Here is a 23,585-nt window from a genome sequence, read left to right as displayed (position 1 = left end):
AAAAGGTGTTGCCATGAAAGTCATATATAGTTAGATTTTTCATGCGAGTGGTCTGGAGGCTTAGTGTCAAAAAATATAGTAGAAAGATACCTAGTTCTCAAAAACAAATACCGAAATTATGATACCAAGTATGCCCTTAAGCGCATGCAAGCCTTTCGCCTTGCCACCCAAGAACTTTCTCGAAAGGGCTACGAAACCGCATTAGAAATCTTAGGATCGATCAATTTTGGGATTGTAGAACCAACCTCTGACGTAGATTGTATTTTACTCATTGAATGTGATTTACATAAAGACCAAGGGTCATGCCCAGCACATTGCCCTAACGTTACCTACGTAAAAGATGAGATTCGGAAATTCATCAATAAGCGCTTACAGCCAGAAACTTTCAACATAGAGTATCTTGATACGATCAATCTAAAGTATGTTGAAGAGAAAATTCGTAGGGATGAAGTCCTAGGAGATGAAACGCTGTATTGTTTACTCTTTTATCGAAATATAGGCAGACCAGTCAACAGACCTCTTTTCATTCATTATTGTGATGAGTTAGAAGAAAATCACGACTTTGTAAAAGAAATCATACCTTGGGCATCCGAAGCCTTGGAAGGTTATCTTAGCACGAACCAACATAGGATGTCATTTAACAAGTACAATGAAAGGATTCGCGCAAGAGGTCTAGATTTACCAGAAGGATTGCAGCAAGAATTGCAATCTTATATGGAGGGTAACGAAGGTCGTAAATAAAAAAATTCTATGACAAATTCAAGTAGTTTGATTCTCCTTTCCAAACTCCTACTTCTTTAAAGGGAGTAAATCTCATCGTTGTGAATTCATAATGAAAATCCTTTCGGTTTCTTTCCATCATCGCTAGCTGATGACTTTCTCCGTCAAATTGTCTGTCTCGACCGTACACCATATCGATCATCGCTGATTCATTTTTCCAAATACTAAATGTGGAAAATGTGTTTAACGGACGCAAGGCGGCAAGGGCAAGTATTTGACCGCTATGATTTTTAACTTGTTTCTCAACTGGCTTGCCCCATTTGATAAAACGAAGCGTTTGCGTCAATTTTAAACGAGCAAGAGTCACGGCAACCACTGGTTTTTCCGAAAGTTCTTGTTTTGTGACAATCGTGGCTTCTTTTAAGGATGAAATCTCCCCCCAACGTCGGTACAGTTTCATTCTAACGTGCCATCCTTCCTTCAAAATTCCAAAAGAAGGGTCATTGAGCATTGCATCAAGAAAAGATTCCTCTCGCCACCAAACAAAAAAAGCAAAACTCTGGAGGTTGTATCTATTTGGAGAAAAAATGGATTCTCCTAAATTCATGGTAAAAAAACTTTCCGAATGTAACACACCTGGTATGTTTCTTTTGTGGAGTGATGAAAACAAAAATTTTGGCAGGGAAAGAAACGGTATCTTTACCAAATGAAACGTAAAAATTTCGTTAGATTGATTTATACTTCTCATGCATTTGAACTTGTAATTATCATGAAATACTTTGTATCTTTAGAGTTAAGTCAATTAGAAGTTTTAAAAAAGGAGTTCCGATGCTTGAGATTTTAATACTGAAACTGCTGCTCTTCGTTGGGTTGATCATCGCTCCCATACAAACAAATCATTTTTTCTTAAAAAACTCACGCGCCTACTCTGATGCACATAAAATCGCTATCTATACTTTGTTATGTGGGCAATTCTTAAATCAGACTTTTTGGTTTTTTATTTGGCCTTTATTTTGCCTTTTTGGATTTTTGCTTTTTTTACGTAACGAATACAAAACTATTTTTTCGGTTCCATGTGTGGCCTTTTCGATTCCATTTATTTTTAGCCTTATCTCTTCTCTTTGGATGGTTTCGGGCATTCTAGATTTGCGTTTACTCGGCTATGACCCGAAATGGAGCTTTTACGCAGCCTTACATGGGTGCTTTCTCGGTTGGCTTTTCGTCGGATCCATTGCCTTTCTTTATAAACGCGAATCCCGAAAAATCTATTTAACGAGTTGTTATCTCATTTTTTTCTGCTTTCTTTTGGTCGCCTTTGGAATCAATGGTGTTCCGTTTATAAAGCGTTTGGGCGTAGTGGGATTATCTTTGATTCTACCCATTTTGATCGCAGATTATCTATTTCATTTAAAGGTGAAAAACTCGTCTTCGGTTTTGTTTGCAGCTCTCAGCTTCCTTTCCCTTGTTTCTTCTATGATTCTCGCTTTATGCAATGAATTTTATCCTGGATTTCCGAGAGAGATCGCGGGCAAGAGCTTCATGGCAATGACCCATGGAATCATGAATGCCATAATTACGATACCTTGCTTAACCCTTTCCCTACTTTTTGAAAAAAGGCGAACCCTTCACCAAACAAAGAAACACGACTCTATCATATTTTTTGATGACATCTGCGTACTTTGTAGCCGGACAGTCCAAATCCTCATCAAATTGGATCAAAATCTAAGATTAAAGTATTCTTCGTTAGATGGAAAGATCGCGAAGTCCCTTCCCTCTTTTAGAGATAAAAATGCCAAAGAGAGCGTTGTTTTTTGGAGCAATGGAGTTTTACATACCAGGACAGATGCAGTGATTCATATTCTTTTAACGCTCGGTAGCATTTACTCAATCCTTGGGTTCACTTTAAAATTATTTCCCTTATTTGTCCTCGATTTGATCTACGATTTGATTGCCAAACATAGATACCAAATTTTTGGTAAAAGAGAAACCTGTTTTCTGCCAACCAAAGAATCCAAAGATCGATTCCTTACTTAAGCCGAGTTTATTTTACATTTAAAGTAGAAGCTGCTCATTTTTAAAAATCAAAAAGGAAAACCTAAGGAAACCGAACCGATCCGACACTCGAATTTTCCAAATGGCGAATGTCTTTTCCGGTATTGAGCCGAACTAGCTCCTCTGCGACATTCACTGCATAATCACCTAACCTTTCTAGTGCGAGAATGATACGATAGACATCCGCAAATTCCGTTTTTTCCATTTCAGAACTTCTATATTTTTTGAAGGCATCATCACATAGTCCATTTAACTCATCTTCGATCGTATTGACGCTTCCCATAAACCGTTCTTTCTCTTCTACGAGAGATTCGATGGCCATCCCAGCAAGAGTCGTCACACGAGAAAGGATGAGCCCCATTGGTTCTTCTTTTTTAAAGACTCCTGGTCTAATGGTTTTATAACGGAATACTTCCGCACAATTTACCACTTGGTCACCCATTCGTTCCATATTTCGCGTGATGCGGATGGCAGAGAGAGCAAATCGCAAGGGATCTTTTTTCAAAACGATTTCGTTATCAACATCTCCCATACCTAAAATGTTTCGATTTGTGATGGCTTCTAAGATAGCAATTTGGGAAAGGTTGTCGTTTTCTTTCTCCAAAACATCGATCATATCATCTCTTTCTACGATTTGATTGGCGAGCTCATAATCATCATTCTCTAAGGCCTCTCCGAGCAGGATGACTTGTTCTAGGACAAGTTCCGCCATCGAATAAAGATTTTTCCTAAGGTAATAAAATTTTGAAATGATCATGGTTGTTCAAGGAGTTAAACAACTGCCAGTTCCGAAATTTCCTCAACTGTCAAAATTTTTTCGATATCGATGAGGATTATGAAGCGGTTGTCTTTTTTTCCAACCCCCGTGATATAACGAGAAGAGATGCCTTTCACGGATGGCGGTGGCGGATCCACTTGATTTGCTGGAAAGTGGATGACATGGGAAACTTTGTCCACGATGACACCCACGGATTTTCCAGCGATATTAATGACAATCGCGCGTTCCGCGGTTTCTCCCGTACTTGCATTTCGAATGTTGAGTCTTTTGGTGAGGTCAATCATGCGCACGACTTTGCCACGGATATCCATGATGCCCGCAAAATAACTCTTAGATTGTGGCACTCGGATTAAATTTGTAATTTTTACAATTTCTTCCACAATCGTGATGGGAATGGCGTATTCTTCCTCTCCCAAATTAAAGATAATATATTGTTCGTGTATGAATTGATTCGTGCTCGCGGGGTCTTTTGCCATGTTCTTCTTTTACAACTTTGTCTTAGTAATAGACGAAACCGTTATAAAAGAAATATGAACCAAGCGAGAGAAAAGACAACACTTTTGTCATTAGGATCGCACGTTTTCTCACTAGAAAATCTAAGAGGCCTGCGACCATACCCATACAAGCAAGGCTCCAACCTAATAAGACATAATCATAATATGCATAATATACAAAACTAGCTGTTCCTAGACCAAAACATAAGTCCTGTACATCTCCCCAAATTCGACGCTTAAATCTCTCCCAAGGAGTTCCTAACGCAAGTCTAGCTTCTCTTCGTTTGCGTCGCCAGCGCTGGAATCTGGTCTCTCTGATAATACCAAAAACGGAATCGTATCGCGTGGAAAACGGAGAACCTCCGCGTCGTTCGCGTCTTGCATATGAGTCTTCTAAATCCTCGTGCTCATGAGGCGGATAGATCTCATAAGAGCCCCCGATGCAGGAAAGGAGGTCTTTGTCAGGCAAAGCTCCAAAAAGCTCTCTAAAGGGCCAGATCTTGCGAAAAACAGGATAGGCACGTCCTGAGGAGACGTCTTTTTCTTGGAGTACAACTCCGTTGCGAATCGTGGTCGCATAAATACGACCCTTTTCTTCTTTTATTTCTGCTGTTAGCCGAACGAGCTTTTCGTGGAAGTTAAACTCTGCCTCAAGGACATCGCCCCAAGGAGTTACCATATGAAATGCTCGAATGAAACCTGGTGTTCGGGGTTTCTGCTTCCTCCAGACTTGCTTCATAGCAAATCTATCGGAGGAAAGAGAAAGTCACTGAAGGAAGATTATTTCTTCTTTTTGTGTCTGTTGGCTCTTCTTTTCTTCTTACGTTTATGGGTGGCAATTTTTCTGCGCTTTCTCTTTTTTCCGGAAGGCATTCCTTCCTCCTTACTACGGCCGTTTAAGCCAAAATTCTAATCAAGGTACTTTTGTAAAACTTTATTTTTCCTCATGGAAGCGAGCATGGATTTGATCTCTCCAATGCCGTCTCTAGAAGATACAAAGAGTACGTCGGGTTCCTCTACGACAATTAAATCATCTACCCCTAAAAACGCAACGAGGTCTTTTTGTACAGAAGAGATATTTCCCTTCGCTTTATGATAATAGACTTCTTTGCCTTGGTGGTGATTTTTAAACCCATCCCCTGGAAGTATCCTTTCAAGTGACATCCAGGAGCCTACGTCATCCCATTGGAAGGTAGCTTCGACCATTCTAATGCGGGTGCTCTTTTCCATGATGGCTGTGTCAATGGCCTCGCTTGGTAGGAGTGCAAATGCGTTTTTTAAATCCCCAAAATTTTTGAAGGGAAAACCATTCTTTAACGCCTGCAAAATGCTCGGAGCATGTTTTTCAAATTCGGAAAGAATGGTCTCCACTCGGAAAAGAAAAATACCAGGATTCCAGTAAAAATTCTTCTTTTTAATGTATTTTAGTGCAGTTTTGAAGTCTGGTTTTTCGAAAAATGCCTTCACTTGGTATCCCACATCTGTTGGTTTTCCAGCACTTATATAACCATACCCAACTTCTGGGCGGTTTGGCTTTACTCCTAACAGAACCAGACCATGTTCCGTTTCAAATAATGCCTGTTTTATGGTGTTTGTGAATTCTTTGACAGGGTCAATGAAGGCGTCTGCGGATAGCACGATGAGGTTTGGATTTCCAAATTTCTTTTGAAAATGAAGGGCAGAAAGAGCTATGATGGGTGCCGTATTTTTTCCTTCGGGTTCGATGATAAAATTATTCGAAGGAAAATTTGGATCTTTCTTTAGGATCTCAATTTTTAGATTTGCATTGGTCCCGATAAAAATCCGATCCATGCTCGTTACTGTTAGAGCACGATCTATGGTCTCCTTTAGGAGGGTTTTATTGGAATAAACCTTTTGGAGCTGTTTGGGGGAATTGGTTCGGGAACGAGGCCAGAAGCGCTCACCTTTCCCGCCAGCCATAATGAGTACTACTGGTTGTTCTTTTGGTAACTTTGCCATATCGGAATAAACTTTCGTTTGCACCAATATTTAGGACGAGATCAAAAACAAAACCAAAAAAGAGGGTAGAGAAATTAGACCCCTTCCTTCGGTAAATCTTCCGAATGAAGTTTGATCGGTTTCGCAGGGATGATGGTCGAAATGGCATGCTTATAAACCAGATTTTGTTTTGCTTCATTTTCGAGGATGATAGTGAAGTTATCAAAACTGACAACTTTCCCTTTAAGGGGGACTCCATTTAACAAATAAATGGTGAGGTCGATTTTTTCTTTTCTTGCTGTGTTGAGTAGTTGGTCTTGGATGTTGTTTTTTGCAGACATAAAAATCCCGAGTGTTTTCTATATTTTTTCTATATTTTTAAATTCATCAAGCACCTCATTCCAAGTTGCCGGAAGGAGGAGAGGGTCTTTGCGAAACCAAGTGACCTGTCTTTTAGCATAGTTTCTATGTGCCTGTGCTAACTGCGCAACGAATGAATTAGTATCAATTTTTCCAGACAAGAAATCAAGCGCAAAATTATATCCCAGAGAACCCAGGCCCGGGCATTGTTCTCCGTATTTTTCTAATATGATTTTGGTTTCTTCGAGCATACCATCTTTGATGAGTTGGGGGATACGTTCATTGATTCGCCTGTACAATTCTTCCCTTGGCCAATTGATCCAATACCCCTTCAGCTGGAGACCCGGATGGTCTTCCAAAAATCCTCCAACGGTTACTTTTGACACTTCAGACCACATACTTCCCGATAGAATGACTTCTAAGGCTCTACGAACTCGGTAAGCATCTGTTTCATCTATATTTGCAAGTGCTAATGTATCCTTTTTGCGAATGATCTCCAAAGCCTCCGCCAAGGGTATGTTTTGTGCCTGTTCGCGAATCTCGGGAGAAATGTCTGGGACAGGGTACATTCCCTTCAAAAAGGCACGAAGGTAAAACCCACTCCCGCAAACCAAGATCGGTATTTTGCCAGCATCCCAGATGCGATCAATGGCAAGTCTAGCCGCTTCGGAGTAAGCGCGCGCATTGATGGATTGGTCCGCCGTCAAGATTCCCACAAGAGCATGAGGCATGAGTGAACGTTCTGTGGGTGAGGGAAGTGTCGTTCCAATAGGAAGTTCCCAGTAGACCTGTCGGGAATCAAAAGAAACGACTTCGAAACGATCCGAGGGGAGAGAGCAGACAAGGGATGTTTTACCGGAGCCCGTAGGCCCGGCAAGAACAGGTAGGATACGAGAAAAGGGAGGCATATCAGGGGCACCACAGTTCGTGCGGTGTTTTATTCCTCTTCTTCGGCAACAACCTCTTCTTCTTCTTCTGTCTCCTCTATCTCTTCTGCATCTTCGAGGATTTCATCATCCTCAACGACCGGCTCTTCTTCTTCCTCAACCTCGTATTCGCTCTGGCGAAGGGCAGCTAACCTGGACTTGATGGCAGGTTTTGCCAATTGGTCAGAGCCACATTTCGGACACTTTTTTTCTGGTTTATTCAGATCGTAAAATTTTGTATTACAAGAATAACAGGTAAATTTTTTACCTAGCGGTCCATTGCTCGAGGCTTCGGCTTTCGGGGTCTGCGCTTTGTCTTTGCTCGGGGGTTTGGCCGAAGCTAGGGACGTTGACGGTTTCGGCTTTGTAGTAGGCTTACTGGAAACAGCTTTCGAGGAAGGTGCGGGTTTTGTCTTCGCCTCTTTTTTCGCAGCTGGTTTTACTTCCTTGGACGCCTTTTCCTTAGCCGGAGCTTTTTTCTTCGGCGGTGGGGCTGATTTTTTCAATGCTTTCTTTGCTACCATAGGAACACTTTTGACGATCTTCGGAGACCCCAGTTACGGGACAACCTTTTTGAAATTTGACGTTTTTCTCTTGGACTAAATTAATAGGAAAGTATTTTTTTTAATATGACCCAATTAAGTGTAAATGTGAACAAGATCGCCACTCTCCGGAATTCTCGTGCGGGAAAATTACCGAGCGTGACCCATTTCTGCGAAATCATTCTGAATGCGGGAGCTCATGGCATCACCGTCCACCCTAGGGAAGACGAACGGCACATCACGAGAAACGACGTTTTCGAAATCAAAGAATTTCTTACAGCTTACAATCAAAAACATAACACAAAAAAAGAATATAATATGGAAGGTGAGCCTAGCGAACGTTTTATGAATCTCGTCCTTGCGGCAAAACCAAACCAGGTCACACTTGTTCCCGTAAAACCAGGTGAAATTACCTCGGACCATGGTTTTCATTTGCTCGATACAACTGTCAAAGAATTGCTCGCTCCCATCATCGACCGATGTAGAAAGGAAAACTTTCGAGTTTCCCTCTTTATGGAAACCGATCCTGCAGGCTATAAAATCGCCAAAGAAATTGGGGCTGACCGTATTGAATTGTATACGGGACCATTTGCACACGCTTTTGACAGTTCCGCGGAAGCAGGGAAGGTTTTCTTCAAGGATTACATTCTCGCGGCTGAGGCTGCCCATGCACTCGGTCTGCAGGTCAATGCGGGGCATGATCTCGATACGGATAATTTAGAAGTATTTGCGACCCTGCCACATCTCGCAGAAGTTTCCATAGGTCATAGGCTGATTTCCCGGGCCCTCGAGATCGGAATGGAAAGTACCATTTTAGAATATCTTAAAGTTCTTTCGCTAAAAAACTAATTTTTGCGTAAACGGGGTCTTGTTCCAATAATAATTTCGCTGATCTTTCCAAAGCAAGAGCTAGATTTGCCTCTGTTTTGCTTTTCTTTTTAGCGATCGCAATCTCGTTTTGAAATTGATGTAAGGATTCGCGTGCCTGAGCTTCGTTTCCAGACTTGGCGGCAAGCCTCAGCTTTCGCCAAGCTTCCGAGATTGGATGGCTGTAAAAGATTCCTTCTTTGGGTTCTGCGCCTTTGTGATAAAAAGATGTATCCCAGACCCTTGAAAAAGGATCTGCTTTTACTTTATCTGCCACCAAGCGATCCGCATAATTGGTGCGAGCCGTTTTCATCCAAGGTAGGATCTCAGATTTTTGAACCTCAGAAAAACTTGCAAAACATAGGGAAAATACGCCTTTTTTTAACATATCTTTCGTTAGATGCCCAGCACGAGCCAATTCCAAAAAGGATGTATACGCGTTTGCACGTTTGGATTCTGTCTGGCAGGAGGAAATCGTCTCGGAGTATAAGGCTATCACTCTCCCTTCCTCTCCAGAATTTGCCAAGTCTTCTAAATTGTTAGATTTAACGGCCGATAGCCGAAGTAAGTTTTTATACAATGAATCATTCGGATTTTTTTCGAGAGCAAGCTTAAACGCAGTATAACTTTCGTTATAATTTCCGCTTTTAAATTCGATAAGACCCCAGGTATAACATAAAAATCCGTCATCGGTATCACGATTTCGGCAAACGTACCGCAAGCGTGAGAGGGCATTTTCCCGAGAATCGCTACTTTCCCAAACATCCAGAAGGACTTCCTCCAGAAAAGTAAGGGTTTCCAGGCTGTACGGATCCCGAGTTGGGTTCTTGGTCGGGCCCGTGCAGGCAAAATAAAAGCTAAGAACCAAAAGAAAACCGCCAAATGCCTTCATAACTATGTCTATCCTTTAAAGCGGTTCAAGATACGTCTCATATTTTTTTTCAGTTGCCCACAATGGAAAATATAGATTTCCTTGGATTATCAATACACCAATCAGAGAGTTCCCTTGAGACGAAATCTATATCTAATTTCCATCTTTCTCCTTCTCACATTTACCCTTCCTGCAGGATTCATTTCATGTGAAAGAGAAGCCAAAAAAGCTCCTAAACGGGACACCGATTTTACCTACCGTGACTTTGAACAAGTTGTGGATTCCATCGATAAATACTACATTGATAAAAACATAAACAAAAATCGGGCCTTTACGGACGCAGCTGTTTATTCTGTTATGACTCTCCCCCATCCGATGTATCTTTATCCCGAAAGTTACTTTGCAGAAAGAGAAAAATACGAAGAAAAAGAGGAGATGTTTCCAGGTAAGTCTTTCAAAATCTCACCTTCCGACAAATTTGTATTATTCGATCCTGACTACGATCAAGTAGAAAAAATTCAAAAAGAAAAGATCAAAAAGAATGAGAATAAAAAACTTTCGGATGAAGAGCTAAAAACTCTTATCGAAAAAGAAAAAATTCGAAAATCGGTTCTGGCAGCCAAGTGGGAAGAAATCAATTTCACAAAAAAAGATTTTGATCGAGTGATCACTTATGTAAAAGACAATCTTTCCACATATAAGGTTCCAGTTTTGAAAGGCCTATCTGAACTTGATAATGATTTACAAGAGGATTCCGAGGAAGAGAAAAAAGAATTCGGCATGGAACAAGTGTTTCTCGCTGCTGCCAATGGTTATCTTAATTCTCTAGACCCGCATTCCAGTGTATTCTTAAAAGAAATGTGGGAAGAGTCCATGGCTAAAATCAGCGATGGATCTTTCGAAGGCATCGGTGCTATACTTTCCGGTGGAGGAACCCGAGATGTCATCGTGGAGAGTCCACTCGAAGGAAGTCCCGCTGTAAAGGCCGGGGTAAGATCTGGTGATATCATCATCGCCGTTGATAGCAAAATCATCAAAGGCCAGTCTCTCGATAAAGTTGTCAAAAAAATCAAGGGCAAAAAAGCAACAAAGGTTGTTTTAACAATCAAACGTAAAGGAAATACGGCTCATTTAGATATCGAAGTGATCCGAGATAAGATTACGATTAAAAACGTCACCTATCACCTACTCAAAGAAAATCCACAAATCGGTTACATCAAACTTACAGGTTTTGTAAAAGCACCTGGGGAAGAGCCTGTTGATTCTCAGATTGTGAAAGGCCTACGTGCTTTGGAAGAAGAAGCTAAAAACAACGGGAAAGAGATGAAAGCAGTCGTGCTTGACCTAAGAAACAACTCTGGTGGGTATCTCGATCTTGCTGTTGATATTGCCGATATGTTTATACCGAAAGGTCTTATCGTATCCACAAAAGTTCCTAACAGATTGTCTTCTGATGATCAGTACGCGAGCAAAGAAGATATCACCAAACTTCCTTTAGTGGTTCTGATCAATGCAAAATCTGCTTCCGCCTCGGAAATTGTCGCAAGTGCCATCCAACACCACGGACGCGGACTCCTCCTTGGAGAAAGGACTTTCGGAAAAGCTACCGTACAACGTCTCATTGATCCCCTCCCAGGGAACGACGATTATGTGCTCAAATTGACAAACTCACGATACTATGCACCATCCGGAAAAACCATTCAAGTTGTGGGAGTTTCTCCAGATATCGAACTTTCCGAAGAAGCTGACGGATCCTTTCCTTTCCGTTACCGGGAAGAAGACATGTGGAACCATCTACCGAAAATTCCGCATGAAGGTGTCGCCAAATCAAAGTTCAATATCGACGCGATCAAAGCCTATGTTAAGAAAAATGGAAAAGCAGATGCTTTCCTAAAACAACATGCCAGCGATGCCATCAAACCAGATTTTATGTTAGTGAGAGCTGTTGACTACATTGAAGGTTTTTTGAACTCAAAGTGAACCGCATTACAGCAGACTTTCTCATCATCGGGAGCGGAGTGAGTGGGCTCTTCAGTGCGCTGAAGCTTGCCCCGCTTGGTTCTGTGGTTGTTGTCACAAAAAAGTCTGACTATGAATCAAATACAAATTATGCTCAAGGCGGCATCGCTTCTGTGTTTGATGATAAGGATAAATTCGAAGAACATATTGAAGATACCTTAAGTGCGGGAGCTGGCCTTTGTGACTTGGATGCGGTGCGCATCCTAGTGGAAGAAGGACCAACGAGAGTCAGGGAGCTTTTAGAGATTGGGGTGCCTTTTACACGTGACGATTCTGGAAATCTAGATCTTGCTCGTGAAGGTGGCCATAGAAAAAACCGTATCGTACATTCGCACGATAGGACTGGGAGTGCCGTAGAAGCTGCGCTTTTGGATGCCGTTCATGCCAGGCCAAACATTCAGATATTAGAAAACCATGCTTGCGTGGATCTTATCACAAGGCATCATATCAAAAATAAGTCTGACCTCCCTCTTCGCTGTTACGGAGCCTACATCGTAGATACAGAAACGGGAGAAGTGTTTCCAGTCATTGCCAAAAAAACCTTACTAGCGACAGGCGGAGCCGGACAGGTCTACCTCCACACAACGAATCCAAGTATTGCGACGGGTGATGGTGTGGCAAGTGCCTACCGTGCAGGTGCCATCATCAAAAACATGGAATTCTATCAGTTCCATCCCACTTCTCTCTTTCACGAACAAGGCAATTCCTTTTTAATTTCTGAAGCTGTACGTGGTCATGGTGGTATTTTAAGAGAGATCAATGGTAGGCCTTTTATGAAGGATTACCACGAGATGGGAGAGCTAGCTCCTCGTGACATCGTAGCACGCGCGATAGATGATACGATGAAGAAACGTGGAGAGCCTCATGTCCTACTTGATATCACTCACAAACCAGCAAATGACATCATCCACCACTTCCCTTCCATTTATGAAAAGTGCAAAAAGCTTGGTATAGATATCACGACAGATTCCATACCTGTTGTGCCAGCAGCTCATTATATGTGTGGTGGTGTTGCGACCGATTTACTTGGCAGAACAAACATCCAAGATTTGTATGCTTGTGGTGAAACGACGTGTACGGGAGTGCATGGTGGGAATCGTTTGGCATCAAATAGTTTGCTTGAGTGTCTTGTATTTTCGCACAGAATTGCCGAGGACATAAAAAAAGAAGGTCCTATCAATTTTGCAAGTGAAAGTAAAGAAATTCCTGACTGGAACAAAGAGGGTACTACCAATACAGAAGAATGGGTACTCATATCACACAACTTAGGTGAAGTGAGAACCATCATGAGTAATTATGTAGGAATTGTCAGATCCAATTTAAGATTGGAAAGGGCACTTCGCCGATTGAATTTGATTTCAGAAGAAGTAAAAGATTATTATAACAGAACCACTGTGTCTTTGGGACTTCTGGAACTTAGAAATTTAGTGAAAGTTGCAGATTTGATTGTTAGATCGGCCCTCCTTCGTAAAGAAAGTAGAGGATTACATTTTAGTACGGACTACCCTGAAGATAGAACACCTTCGCGAAAAGATACGGTCTTACACAATCTAAGCTAATAAAATCTCTTTATTCTCCATACACGAAAACGTCACCTGATGTTTGATTGATGCTAATTTTAAATCTAAAATTGGATGAATTTTTTTCATTCGTATAGTAATGATGTGTTCCAGATAAATTATAGATCACTTCGTTTTCCTTAATCTCTTTTCTTTCGATCGTCACTTCTGAATCTGTATGCCAGTACGTGATCAGAATTTGACCTTTCAATAAAAAGGGAATCAAAACTTCTGCACTTCTTACTTTAACATCTTTTATATTTCCGACGAATTGTGATTCTCCAAGTATTAGTTTTGTGACATCAATCCTTTCCAAATTTGAAAAATATCTTTCATTGACGATCACTTCTCTAAGGGTGTCATTCCGAGCCAGAAATGATTGTGCTTCCATTGAAATTTCTGTAGGCAATTTGAATACGCTATATCCTGGCATCGGAAATGGTTTAGCCTTAAGATGTTTACCTTGTTCCTCTTCTTCATAAGAATTCGTAAAACCGAGCCAAGGACTTTCCTCTCGTGTGACCGAAATCTTTTTTCCCAGTAACGGGTCATTTTCCGATTGATTCGACTCCTTCATAAGATAACCCTTTAATAGATTTTCAATTTTTTCGGCTTTCTCATCCAACATCTCAAAGGAATGAAATTTGATCTCGCGTTTCTTTCTCCAGAATACATGACTCATTCCTTTTCGCCTATCTCTTGTTTCCTGATCATTTTTCCACTCCAAACCTGATAAAAGCGCAGTGAAAGCATCTACTTGTTTTTGATTTATAAATATTCTGCGTGATTCTCCGCCAGAATAGATTCCGCTCGAACTCATTATCGGAGTGATGGCAAAATATTGAAGCGAAATCAATTTCTCTTTCGTGATCACATATCGATTTCCATTTCCATCTACAAATTGAAAGTCATAGGTAGGTCGTGCCCGTAGCGGAATCGAGCCCAATAGTAGTAGAAGAAAAAATATTAAAAATGGTTTCTTAGCTTGAAGGATAAAATTTATCATAATTTCATAAACTGGTCCCATGCCAATCATTGAATCTCATCTTGACCCTCGTGTTTCCGACTATTCTTTACTAAAAGGAAAGATCGATAATGCGGATATCTTTGTAGCCGATAATGAAAAAACAACTTTAAGGTTACTCGAATCTGACTACCAAATCAAGTCCGTATTTTGTCTTCGCAAATTTTTTGATAAATATGAAAGATTGATCTCCTCAAAATTGACAAGCTTAAACGATTGTTACATTGCGGAGAAAGGTGTTTTTGAAAATACGATCGGATTTTCAGTCCACCAAGGATTTATGGCCATCGGTTATCAAAAATGGGCAGGGCATACCGATCTAAATTCCCCCAAAATCCTTTTCAATTCGATTGCCGATAGCGAAAATATAGGGTCCATGATACGAACGGGCACGGCACTTGGAGTCAATTCACATATATTCGATAGCACCTGTGCCTCCCCCTTCCTCAGAAGAAGTGTGCGAGTCTCGATGGGAACGATGTTTGCCTCGAAACTTTGCCGAATCACAAATGGAAAAGAGTATTTGCTGCAAGAAAAAGCAAGCGGCCACGCCATACTCGCATTAAGCCTACCAAGAGAAGGATCCTCTCTTTTGGAAAAAACAAAATCTATTTATGACTTTAAAAAATTAGAAAAATTTGTTTTGGTGGTAGGGAATGAGGCTACAGGCATTGAACAGCCCTTGCTATCTTTAGCCGATGCAATCCTTTATATACCGATGAAAAACAGCGTGAATTCTCTGAATGTTTCTCATGCATTGGCTGTCGCACTCTCCCATATCATGATTTAAACTTAGAAATACTAAGTCGAAGAATCATCTAAATTTTACGTTGCATTCCAGTCGAGGGATCTCGAGTCACTGATAAATCTAAAAATACTTATTCTTGAGTCACAGTGGCGTGATAGACCTCGATGCCAACGAGTGTGATCACTATTATTTTTTCGGATACAAAATAGAAAACGCCAAGGGTTGTCAAAGGAGCCCAAAATAATGCCATACACACGAGGGAAGCAAGGCAGTAGCAACCATTCCCCAAAGCAATCGTTCGCAAAGCTAGACGCCAGCGACTTGGTTTCAAAAAATAGCAAAACCCAGAAAAGAGCGCGAAGCTGAGTGCAGAAGCGCCGAGACCATACAAGATATGTTTGGGCATGCCGATATAGGATTCAAAGTTAGGCAAGACAATGGCGAGCATAAAGGCGGAAACTAAGGCACCAATAAAATCGATAAAAAAAATCAATCTTATGCGGTCAGGCATCATATTTCTATCTCTCACTTTGCAGTTAACGAAGGTCAAGTTCTTTTTCATCCAAAGAGAGAATTCAAATCGCATACTTTGAAAAATTGACAAGAAAAAAAGCCAATTAGACATTCCCATCGGCAAAGACTGTGATAGTATGGAGTTCATGAGAACTTTAAAATTTCTTGTTATTTCGATCGCCTTACTTTGTTCAGTACTGAGTCAAGCGCAAACAAACAATGTATCGAGCGAAGTCAGAAAGAAACACTTTCTCTTAAATCGTCAGGGAGTCGCATTGGATGGCTATGATCCGGTATCTTACTTTTCGAACCAACCTACGAAAGGAAAAAGTGAATTCAACACTACCTACAAAGGGATTATATATTACTTCATTTCCAATGAAAACAAAATAAAATTCGATAAAAACCCGGATAGCTTCGAACCAGAGTATGGTGGATGGTGTGCCTATGCAATGGGCCTTGACGGAGAAAAGGTGGAAGTAGATCCGAAGCGATTCAAGATCATCAATGGTAAAATCAATTTGTTCTATAATGGAATTTTCGGAGACACTCTAAAACCCTGGAACGAAAAAGAAAAAGAGTTTATTCCCAAAGCGAATGCGAATTGGAAAAATTTGTTCCAATGACTCACGAAGAGGATCGATTAAAGGTACTAACAAAATATCAAATCTCGAAACTACCAGAATCAGAATTTGATTTGTTAACTAGAGTCGCCGCTGAGCTTTGTCATACTCCTTACGCTTTTATTTCTATCGTAGATAAAGATACTGTCTGGACAAAGTCAGCTTACGGTACAGAGAATACAGAAACTTCGAGAGCGGAAGATCTTTGTAACTTCGCCATCCAAGATGGGATCAATCTTACCATTGAAAATTTAAGAACACATCCGATCAGTCGGAATTTACCTATCGCAAAAGAAAATTCACCTTACCAATGTTATCTAGGTGCAAACTTAATTACATCCGAAGGATATCGACTTGGGTCTCTTTGTATTTTAGATGACCATCCAAGAATATTAACAGACGTTCACCTTCAATTATTAAACCAACTGGCAAAGCAAGTTATGGCTCTATTTGAATTAAAAATTAAATCCGAAGAGCTAGCTGCCGCTTATTTAAAGATGGAAAGATTGGCAAATTATGATGAACTGACTGGCCTTCTCGGAAGGCGTGCATTTTTGGAGTTACTAGAAAAACAAATAGTTAGACCGATGAAAGCTGAGACTCTATACTTTGTATTCCTAGATTTAGACTATTTTAAAAGTATTAATGATACCTATGGTCATGATGCTGGTGATGAAGTTTTACGTCAAATAGGTGAGAAGATCTCATTTAGTGTGCAAAATAAGGGTTATGCCTGCCGATTTGGAGGTGAAGAATTCTGCTTACTCATTTTTGATTCTAATGATGACTCGTTTCAAGAATTCATGGAAAGTCTACGTCTGCAAATAGCAGAAATGAATATCCAGCTAGCCACTCGAAGTATCAACGTAACCGCCAGCTTTGGAGTTTCTAAGATGCAAAGCCAGGATTCCATGAACATCGACTTACTCATAAAAATTGCAGACCAAGCAGTCTATGAAGCTAAAAAACTAGGACGCAATCAAGTCGTGTATCATACCCAAACTAACAAGTAACTGCCAATTGATTTACGTGTTGGGTAGAAAAGGCGATACCAAATCCTTCTGAGACAATCACATTAGGAAAAGAGTGGTTAAGCGCAATTTTTAAGATGGCCATGTGATGGATGGAGTGCTCATTGCAATAAGCTAACTCTCTAAAACTGGAGCTCGTAAGAAGTGGACGCACTTCTTTCTCATGTGTAGAAACACGAATCGCGATGGGATGGTCTTTAATGATACCGAGCATTTCTTTCTGGAGCAGTGTTAAAAATTCTAAAGCAAATTCTTTGTCTTCTTCTAACTGGCTCGATCTTTTTCTCGCGTCAAAATCGATCTCACCACGTTGCAAGCCTAGTAAAAACTCCTGATAAAATTCCAGAATATGGCGAACGTGCTGGGAGATGGAGCTCTGATTTAAGATCGAGAGCGGCTTGCAGAATTCCATTTGAGAAAGCTGACGAATGAGACTCTCTAAGGATGCGAAGATCAACTTCGATTCTTCCACTAGGATCATGCTTGTTTTCTCACCTTTTTCAATAACATCAGTAACGTTTCTCTTTCACGGAACAAAAGAAAACCACAACCTAAAAAATTAAACAGAGCCAAAAAGAAAAGTAATCCATGATCTTGCGATATTTCGATTCCAATGACGAATATGTGTGCACCCAAGGCTCCAATCATCGTTCCGATTCCCAGAAGTGCACCTAACCATACCAATCTAGGGAATAATAACAATGCTACAATCAAAAGCTCAATGACTCCTGATCCAATTCTCCCCCATGGTTCTGCACCGAGAGAAGAAAAAATAAAAACGGATTCTTCAGCCGCGCTAAATTTGAAAAATAAGGTCTGAAGGAAAATGATGCCGACAGCCAGCTTCACTGCATTAACAATCCAGAGTTTAGACATCTTTTGGCTGCAGTCCACAGAAAAACGAAAAAGGAGTAATGATCATCCTTTCATTATATCTCTCTGGCAAATAATAGCAATGGCCAAAGAGGATTTTTTTATGTCAATTTTTCTTAGATCTAAAAATTGAAGGGGATTTCCCAGTATATTTTTTAAATAATTTACTGAATTGGCTGGCATCTTCGAATCCCAAATCATCTGAGATTTCATTCACCGACTTCAATGTGAATAAAAGCATGCGCTTTGCCTCTAGTATGATCCTTTGGTGGATAGTTTGAAGAGGCGGATCTAGTTTTGCATGACGAAACAATTCGGATAATTTTTTTGAAGTGATATTTAGCATAATGGAGTATTCTGATATTTGCTTGTATTTTCTAAAATTTTCCTCCACTAGTAAATTAAATTTACGAATGGTCTCAATGCTCTGTTTATCTCCCTGGATTCCGATGATATGATTTCTTCCGATTCTCGTTAACCGGATGATTAGAATTTTTAGAAGACTAACGAGCATTTCTCCGTGTAAACTATCACCCTCCTCAAATTCTTTTAAAAAGAGATCAGTGAGCTTATCAAACGGACCGGTTTCTTTGACTGGGATTTTTAATACGGAAAAATTTTGTGCTCCGTAAAATAATATGCCATTGCAAGAAACTTCGTGGTCATGATCTCTTATACAATAGAATTCTCGATTGAAGGAAATAGCGGTCAACCTTTGTTTATTACTTGGGATCTTTACATAATTTAATGCCGTTAAAGTACAAAATGAATTTTCTTTTAAAACAACCGTTTTATCATCACAGGTAAATGTAAAATTTTCTCGGTTGCGGTTCCAAAGAATTCGATTGGCTGTAGGATTTGCCAATGCTTTATCTAAATCTTGTGTGAGATCATTTGTAAAATGAAAATGGGAGCCGGTGGTTGGGTCACTCAATTCATAACGAATGACTTTCATAGGTGAGTTCAAGTATAATTCCTAGTTTAGGTGAATACAAAATAAATCTGACATCGATTAGACTTAACTCTTTGAACTATGGATTTCGTGTTTCATTACAGATTCAACTTCATCAAAATATTTCTGAGTTCGCTTCCCTTTATACGCCAAACGTATCGTAAAATCAGAATCGATTAAAAAGGTAGCCGCTTGCGCAAAATCGTTTGGTGCAATTCTGACTCCAAAGTAATGGCAGAGCTCCATCGATGAATCGCTCGCAAAAATAAAATTCATAGGATTCAGATTCAGCCAACTTTTGAGAGAAATTAAAGGTTCTGTCGACACCACAATAACATTTCCTTCTTTTTCATTTAAACGTGTCGCCCATTCCGAAAGATTTTTTAAATGGATTTGGCAAAATGGACACCAGGTACCCCGGATAAAAACAAGAATGAGAGGTCCACGTTTTATAATGTCTGAAATTTTAATCTTTTGGTTGGAAGTGAGTATTAATTCCCAATCCCTTACTTTGTAGTCAAGAGGAAGAGTCTGAATGGAAGGATCCACACTTCCATCAAATTGCATCATAAACCAATCTTTTAGTTTCATATGAGTAGACTCGATTGTTTATTTCTTCTTGCTCTTGAATATATTCTGAAAGGATTTACCCATCTCATCCAGACTATCCATCCACTTGGTTCTTGTTGCCTGCATTTCAGTAATACCGGCTTTAATATTCTTAGACAACTTATTATACTGACCTTCTATCTTTATGAGATTTTGTTCTATTTCATCTAAAACTTTTTTACTTTTCTTTTTATCTTCGTCTGTTTTAAAATTTCCAAATTCATATTCGATAATATCTTCTTTGATACTACCTTTTGTAAAAAGATGCATCTCGACTTGAAGGTATTTTTCGACTAAGGAAAATCTTCCTTCCTTCTCTAACCTTCGAATGCTTACCGTTAGCTGCACTGAGTTAAGGAAACCAAGAGCTCTGAATTTAGAAGCTCGATCGACAAGATCATGATCTTCTGCGATCTTCACCGACTCATCGAAGCCACCGATCCGATGGAAAAGCCTTCTGGTAATAAAAATACAAAAACCAGCTGCTCTAGGATTGAATGTCTGATTTAGCTTCACATGTAGATTGGCAAGTTTGAACATGATTTTATCTAACTGTAAATCCGACTCAGGTAAAAATTCACATGTTGCCATATCCAGAAAGCGGTCTTGCATTTCGTTATACGCCTTTTCTAAAAAATCTTTAGGTAGATAGACGTCAGAATCAAAAAAGAATAAGAACTCGCCCGTCGCTACCTCTGCGCCACGATTCCGTCCAGGACCCGGCATACCACCAGGCACAACCTTAGCACCATACTTTTTGGCGATTGCTTTGGTCTTATCTGTAGAACCTGCATCAGCAACAATTACTTCGTAGTCTGTGAATGTTTGTTGTTTTATTGATTCGAGTAGGATGGGAAGAAATTTTTCTTCGTTTAATGCGGGAACGACAATACTGATAGCGGGCATGGAAAAAAATTATACGAGGTGCCAAAATATTTCAAGTTCTTTAAAATATAAAACCATTATCTTTGCAGACTTTCGCATACCACTTCGCGCTTTCTTTCGGTATGCGGCGCAAGCTTGAATCGGACCGGTCTACATAAACAATGCCAAATTGTTTCTCATAACCTTCCTGCCATTCAAAATTATCGAGAAACGACCAGACGAAATAACCTTTTACATTTACACCTTCCGACATGGCTCTTTTCATACTGAGTAAATAATTTTTGAGATAATCGATACGCTCTGGATCGTCTACCTTGCCAGCTTCTAACCTATCATAAAGGCTCTCACCATTCTCAGTTATGTATATAGGTGGGTTGTCATATTCCTTCTGCACCCATTTGAGTAGATCATAAAAACCTTCTGGATAGATTTCCCATCCCATGCTTGTGAATTTTGCCTCTCGATCCTTCGGTAATACAGGTAAAAAATTGAAAATCGGAAAGGGTATTTTTTTAACAATCATTCGGGAGTAATGATTCAATCCTAAAAAATCTGTTTTTGCCGAAATCAGTTTCATGTCTCCGTCGAGGATATTGCCCTTGTTTTGCGACAAAACAAACCGTTCGATCTCTTCTGGATACTTTCCCTTATAGATGGGATCTAACCAAAGCTCATTCATGATCGCATTTGCTCTTTTGACAGCAGGTGTATCTTTATCTCGGCGAAATGAGTAAACGGGAGAAAGAGCATTGGTGATCCCTGCTTTTGATTTGGGCGAAATCTGACGAATGCGCTCTAGACTTTTGCCATGGGCAAGAAGTAGATTGTGGGCGACTTTAAAACTAGAGAAGGGCCTATATTTTCCGGGTGGGTGAGCACCCAAGAGATGACCAGCAGCCATAATGATCCATGGTTCATTTAAGGTGATCCAATTTTTGACACGATCACCTAATTTTCGTACAACTACCTCAGTATATTCAGCAAAATATTCCGCCGTATTCCTGTTATACCATCCTCCCAAATCATCAAGTGCTTGTGGTAGATCCCAATGGTATAGAGTGACAAAAGGCAGTATATTTTTTTTTAAAAGTTCGTCTGTCAAGCGATCATAGAAATCTAGACCCTTTTCATTTACTTGTCCTTTTCCACTCGGCAACACCCGAGACCAGGCAACCGAAAACCGGTAAGACTTGATGTTTAAGTTTTTTAACAAAGTTACATCTTCTTTGTATTTATGGTAATGGTCACAGGCAATATCACCATTTTCCAATTTTTTAATCTTACCTTTCTTTCTTGTAAAGTTATCCCATATCGAAGGACCTTTGCCATCTTCGTTAAAAGCGCCTTCGATTTGGTAGGCTGAAGTGGCTGTGCCCCAGAGGAAGTCTTTTGGAAATTTTAATGATAACATTAAGCTAGAATGGAATGGGTAAAGGATTCTGGAAATAAAAATTGAATTTACTTTATGAATTTCAGGACTAAACTTAGGATTTGTTATGAATGTCGCAGAACACGAAATCAAGTCTCTCCTTCAAGATTACAAACGGATTTCCGTTTACGGTCTAAGTCCTGATCCAGCTAAGCCGAGCCACTATGTTCCTGTATACATGCGAAACCAAGGATGGCAAATCCTAGGAACCTATCCCAAAAAACATGAAGTTGGTGGATTCCAAATTTTTGAAAAACTAAGCGACATTCCTTTAGAGGATCGGAAGTTCTTGGATGTGTTCCGTAGTTCTGATCGGATCGCAGAAGTTGTAGATGAAATTTTGGAAATCGGTGGTGTAGAAGTTTTGTGGCTACAGCTCGGAATTGAAAATAAGGAAGCTGAACTTCGGGCAGAGAAAGCCGGCATCAAAGTTGTATCCAATCGCTGCTTAATCATAGAACATAAAAAGAACTTTTAGAGCAAATCATAACGCCCGAACGATGGTCGCAATGCCTTGCCCCACACCAATGCACATAGTCACAAGACCGTATGTTTTTTTTCTTCTCTGCAATTCTTGAATCAAAGTCAAAACCATCCTCGCGCCACTTGCACCTAACGGATGTCCTAAGGCGATGCCTCCTCCATTCACATTCACCTTTTCCGGATGGAGATGCATCTCTTTAATTGAAGTTAAAGTCATTGCGGCAAATGCTTCCGAAATTTCAAAAAGGTCAATGTCTTCTATCTGTAAGCCTGCATGTAACAAGGCTTTCTGTGATGCTGGAATGGGACCCATTCCTAGTAAGGAAGGATGGACTCCGGCTACTGCCGATGAAAGGATTTCAGCAAGTGGGGTGTATCCATTCTGAATGGCATAATCGTACTCCATCAGAAGGAGAACGCAGGCACCATCGTTGATTCCCGAGGAATTTCCGGCCGTTACGGTTCCGTTCTTTTTGAAGGCAGGTGGAAGCGCTGAGAGAGCGTCCACAGAGGTCTGCCCACGAACGTGTTCATCTTTTTGCAGGAGAACTTCCTCGGAATGAGGCTCATAAACGGGAATGATTTCCTTTGCAAATAAACCGGCTTCTTCGGCCTTTGCTGCCTTATGATGACTTTCGAAGGCAAATGTGTCTTGTTCTAATCGTGAAATATGGAATTTCTCCGCCATGATTTCTGCAGATTCACCCAGGCTCACGATCGGATAAAGTTGGTTCAAATGTGGATTGATAAACCTCCAGCCGATGGTCGTGTCCACTAAGGATTGATTCCCGCGACTAAACCCAATCTCTGGTTTTAACATCACGTAAGGGGAGCGTGTCATACTTTCGACGCCGCCAGCGATCACTACCTTGGCGCGTCCCACTTGGATTTGCATAGCAGCTTGGTTGACTGCCTCGAGTCCTGAGCCGCAAAGCCGATTCACTGTCACCCCAGGTGTCACGTCCGCGAGTCCTGCAAGTAGGAGTGACATCCTTGCCACATTGCGATTGTCTTCACCGGCTTGGTTTACACAGCCTAGAATGACATCATCTACAGGATGATTCTTAAGGTCATGTCGCTCTGCTAACGTTTGGATCACAAGGGAAGCGAGGTCATCTGGTCGCACAGACTTCAATGCCCCTTTAAATCTGCCGAAAGGAGTTCTACACCCATCCACGATCACAGGTCGTCTCATACTGCCAGCCTATAAAATGCTCCATTTATTTCATTCGATTATGCAATGTTACCAAGTGCCTTGACAAAAAACC

27 protein-coding genes are annotated in these 23,585 nt (G+C 40.5%); 9 read left to right on the top strand and 18 right to left on the bottom strand.

The window, feature by feature from the left end:
• The first annotated feature begins 63 nt into the window (after positions 1–63).
• The gene (locus EHQ58_RS09295) at positions 64–741 is read left to right on the top strand and encodes a hypothetical protein (protein WP_135623627.1); all 678 of its coding nucleotides are present in this window, start codon (positions 64–66) and stop codon (positions 739–741) included.
• A 7-nt stretch (positions 742–748) separates the two neighbouring features.
• Here the strand turns inward: EHQ58_RS09295 and EHQ58_RS09290 are convergent, their stop codons facing one another.
• Positions 749–1,468, bottom strand: coding sequence for a hypothetical protein (locus EHQ58_RS09290; RefSeq protein ID WP_135623626.1), 720 nt, complete (start codon positions 1,466–1,468; stop codon positions 749–751).
• Positions 1,469–1,548: 80 nt separating this feature from the next.
• Between EHQ58_RS09290 and EHQ58_RS09285 the strand changes: the two genes are divergently transcribed.
• Positions 1,549–2,754, top strand: a complete 1,206-nt coding sequence (locus tag EHQ58_RS09285; protein ID WP_135623625.1) for a thiol-disulfide oxidoreductase DCC family protein — start codon at positions 1,549–1,551, stop codon at positions 2,752–2,754.
• Positions 2,755–2,815: 61 nt separating this feature from the next.
• Here EHQ58_RS09285 and EHQ58_RS09280 read toward each other — a convergent pair whose 3' ends face one another.
• From EHQ58_RS09280 to EHQ58_RS09250, 7 genes are all read right to left on the bottom strand, one after another.
• Positions 2,816–3,526, bottom strand: a complete 711-nt coding sequence (locus tag EHQ58_RS09280; RefSeq protein WP_210412802.1) for a phosphate signaling complex PhoU family protein — start codon at positions 3,524–3,526, stop codon at positions 2,816–2,818.
• A 17-nt stretch (positions 3,527–3,543) separates the two neighbouring features.
• Positions 3,544–4,026 (bottom strand): chemotaxis protein CheW, encoded by a 483-nt coding sequence (locus tag EHQ58_RS09275; RefSeq protein WP_135623624.1) that lies wholly within the window; start codon positions 4,024–4,026, stop codon positions 3,544–3,546.
• Between the two features lie 22 nt (positions 4,027–4,048).
• Entirely contained in the window at positions 4,049–4,783 is a 735-nt protein-coding gene (locus tag EHQ58_RS09270; protein WP_135623623.1) for a hypothetical protein, read from the bottom strand.
• A gap of 170 nt (positions 4,784–4,953) precedes the next feature.
• Positions 4,954–6,024, bottom strand: a complete 1,071-nt coding sequence (locus tag EHQ58_RS09265) for a mannose-1-phosphate guanylyltransferase (protein ID WP_135623622.1) — start codon at positions 6,022–6,024, stop codon at positions 4,954–4,956.
• 74 nt (positions 6,025–6,098) lie between these two features.
• Entirely contained in the window at positions 6,099–6,344 is a 246-nt protein-coding gene (gene hfq, locus EHQ58_RS09260; RefSeq protein WP_135623621.1) for an RNA chaperone Hfq, read from the bottom strand.
• 18 nt (positions 6,345–6,362) lie between these two features.
• Positions 6,363–7,271 carry a tRNA (adenosine(37)-N6)-dimethylallyltransferase MiaA gene (miaA, locus tag EHQ58_RS09255; protein ID WP_135623620.1) on the bottom strand — a complete coding sequence of 303 codons (909 nt, stop codon included), beginning with the start codon at positions 7,269–7,271 and terminating at the stop codon, positions 6,363–6,365.
• A gap of 29 nt (positions 7,272–7,300) precedes the next feature.
• Complete coding sequence (locus EHQ58_RS09250) at positions 7,301–7,813, bottom strand: FYDLN acid domain-containing protein (RefSeq protein WP_135623619.1); 513 nt, start codon at positions 7,811–7,813, stop codon at positions 7,301–7,303.
• A gap of 105 nt (positions 7,814–7,918) precedes the next feature.
• Between EHQ58_RS09250 and EHQ58_RS09245 the strand changes: the two genes are divergently transcribed.
• A complete protein-coding gene (locus EHQ58_RS09245; RefSeq protein WP_135623618.1) occupies positions 7,919–8,680 on the top strand; it encodes a pyridoxine 5'-phosphate synthase in 762 nt (253 codons plus the stop codon).
• Here the strand turns inward: EHQ58_RS09245 and EHQ58_RS09240 are convergent.
• On the bottom strand, positions 8,655–9,590 hold the full coding sequence (locus tag EHQ58_RS09240) for a hypothetical protein (protein ID WP_135623617.1): 936 nt from the start codon (positions 9,588–9,590) through the stop codon (positions 8,655–8,657). The two genes, EHQ58_RS09245 and EHQ58_RS09240, sit on opposite strands and share 26 nt — an antisense overlap.
• A 114-nt stretch (positions 9,591–9,704) precedes the next feature.
• On the opposite strand from EHQ58_RS09240, the gene EHQ58_RS09235 reads away from it, so the two are divergent.
• On the top strand, positions 9,705–11,549 hold the full coding sequence (locus EHQ58_RS09235; protein ID WP_135623616.1) for a S41 family peptidase: 1,845 nt from the start codon (positions 9,705–9,707) through the stop codon (positions 11,547–11,549).
• A complete protein-coding gene (gene nadB / locus EHQ58_RS09230) occupies positions 11,546–13,147 on the top strand; it encodes an L-aspartate oxidase (protein WP_135623615.1) in 1,602 nt (533 codons plus the stop codon). The genes EHQ58_RS09235 and nadB overlap by 4 nt, the downstream gene beginning before the upstream one ends.
• 10 nt (positions 13,148–13,157) lie before the next feature.
• Here nadB and EHQ58_RS09225 read toward each other — a convergent pair whose 3' ends face one another.
• A complete protein-coding gene (locus tag EHQ58_RS09225) occupies positions 13,158–14,153 on the bottom strand; it encodes a hypothetical protein (RefSeq protein ID WP_135623614.1) in 996 nt (331 codons plus the stop codon).
• A 19-nt stretch (positions 14,154–14,172) separates the two neighbouring features.
• Here EHQ58_RS09225 and EHQ58_RS09220 point away from each other — a divergent pair, with 19 nt between their 5' ends.
• Positions 14,173–14,961: a TrmH family RNA methyltransferase gene (locus EHQ58_RS09220; RefSeq protein WP_135623613.1), complete on the top strand. Its 789-nt coding sequence runs from the start codon at positions 14,173–14,175 to the stop codon at positions 14,959–14,961.
• Between the two features lie 88 nt (positions 14,962–15,049).
• Here the strand turns inward: EHQ58_RS09220 and EHQ58_RS09215 are convergent, their stop codons facing one another.
• Positions 15,050–15,430 (bottom strand): hypothetical protein, encoded by a 381-nt coding sequence (locus tag EHQ58_RS09215; protein ID WP_167883581.1) that lies wholly within the window; start codon positions 15,428–15,430, stop codon positions 15,050–15,052.
• A 148-nt stretch (positions 15,431–15,578) separates the two neighbouring features.
• On the opposite strand from EHQ58_RS09215, the gene EHQ58_RS09210 reads away from it, so the two are divergent.
• On the top strand, positions 15,579–16,058 hold the full coding sequence (locus EHQ58_RS09210; RefSeq protein WP_210412801.1) for a YHS domain-containing (seleno)protein: 480 nt from the start codon (positions 15,579–15,581) through the stop codon (positions 16,056–16,058).
• Positions 16,055–17,068, top strand: a complete 1,014-nt coding sequence (locus EHQ58_RS09205) for a sensor domain-containing diguanylate cyclase (RefSeq protein WP_135623610.1) — start codon at positions 16,055–16,057, stop codon at positions 17,066–17,068. Before EHQ58_RS09210 ends, EHQ58_RS09205 begins: the two co-directional genes overlap by 4 nt.
• On the opposite strand, the gene EHQ58_RS09200 is transcribed toward EHQ58_RS09205, so the two are convergent.
• From EHQ58_RS09200 to EHQ58_RS09175, 6 genes are all read right to left on the bottom strand, one after another.
• Complete coding sequence (locus EHQ58_RS09200) at positions 17,058–17,567, bottom strand: DinB family protein (protein WP_135623609.1); 510 nt, start codon at positions 17,565–17,567, stop codon at positions 17,058–17,060. The genes EHQ58_RS09205 and EHQ58_RS09200 overlap by 11 nt on opposite strands.
• Positions 17,564–17,962: a DoxX-like family protein gene (locus tag EHQ58_RS09195; protein ID WP_135623608.1), complete on the bottom strand. Its 399-nt coding sequence runs from the start codon at positions 17,960–17,962 to the stop codon at positions 17,564–17,566. The genes EHQ58_RS09200 and EHQ58_RS09195 overlap by 4 nt, the downstream gene beginning before the upstream one ends.
• 103 nt (positions 17,963–18,065) lie before the next feature.
• Positions 18,066–18,926: a helix-turn-helix domain-containing protein gene (locus EHQ58_RS09190; RefSeq protein ID WP_135623607.1), complete on the bottom strand. Its 861-nt coding sequence runs from the start codon at positions 18,924–18,926 to the stop codon at positions 18,066–18,068.
• 51 nt (positions 18,927–18,977) lie between these two features.
• Positions 18,978–19,502 (bottom strand): peroxiredoxin family protein, encoded by a 525-nt coding sequence (locus tag EHQ58_RS09185; protein ID WP_135623606.1) that lies wholly within the window; start codon positions 19,500–19,502, stop codon positions 18,978–18,980.
• Positions 19,503–19,520: 18 nt separating this feature from the next.
• Positions 19,521–20,426: a glycosyltransferase gene (locus EHQ58_RS09180; RefSeq protein ID WP_135623605.1), complete on the bottom strand. Its 906-nt coding sequence runs from the start codon at positions 20,424–20,426 to the stop codon at positions 19,521–19,523.
• A 40-nt stretch (positions 20,427–20,466) separates the two neighbouring features.
• Positions 20,467–21,816, bottom strand: coding sequence for a GH1 family beta-glucosidase (locus EHQ58_RS09175; protein WP_135623604.1), 1,350 nt, complete (start codon positions 21,814–21,816; stop codon positions 20,467–20,469).
• Between the two features lie 85 nt (positions 21,817–21,901).
• Here EHQ58_RS09175 and EHQ58_RS09170 point away from each other — a divergent pair, with 85 nt between their 5' ends.
• The gene (locus tag EHQ58_RS09170) at positions 21,902–22,312 is read left to right on the top strand and encodes a CoA-binding protein (protein WP_135623603.1); all 411 of its coding nucleotides are present in this window, start codon (positions 21,902–21,904) and stop codon (positions 22,310–22,312) included.
• 6 nt (positions 22,313–22,318) lie between these two features.
• Here EHQ58_RS09170 and EHQ58_RS09165 read toward each other — a convergent pair whose 3' ends face one another.
• Entirely contained in the window at positions 22,319–23,512 is a 1,194-nt protein-coding gene (locus tag EHQ58_RS09165; protein ID WP_135623602.1) for a thiolase family protein, read from the bottom strand.
• Between the last annotated feature and the right edge of the window lie 73 nt (positions 23,513–23,585).

The sequence above is a fragment of the Leptospira ognonensis genome, from assembly GCF_004770745.1.
Classification (GTDB): domain Bacteria; phylum Spirochaetota; class Leptospiria; order Leptospirales; family Leptospiraceae; genus Leptospira_A; species Leptospira_A ognonensis.
This window is presented reverse-complemented; position numbering and strand designations above follow the sequence as displayed.